This is a genomic window from Monashia sp. HAY1-2A (assembly GCF_056755315.1).
In genome coordinates this window covers 1-228 of sequence record NZ_JBNDHY010000905.1, presented here as the reverse complement: position 1 = coordinate 228, position 228 = coordinate 1, and the positions used below count along the sequence as shown (strand labels likewise).

At 62.7% G+C, this 228-nt stretch carries 1 protein-coding gene; it reads right to left on the bottom strand.

Annotated features, from left to right (window positions below):
• On the bottom strand, window positions 1-228 hold a 228-nt coding region (locus ACPYOM_RS24385), incomplete at both ends, for an RHS domain-containing protein (protein ID WP_481347959.1).

Sequence of the window (228 nt, the reverse complement as noted above, 5' to 3'; positions counted from 1 at the left end):
ATCTCGTTGATCGAGATCCGAGCCTGGCCCCACGCTTCGTACTGCGCCGCCCAAACGACCTGGCCGTCCTGTTTCGTCAACCGTGTCGGACAACCATTCGGATCGGCGTGATAGCGGTAGCTGCCTTCACCATCCACCAGGGCCAGCGGCACAAAGGTGTGCGGGTAGTACACGTACTCGCGCTGCAGCGGCTGCCCTTGTGAGGCGGCACCGGTCTCTTCATTCGCC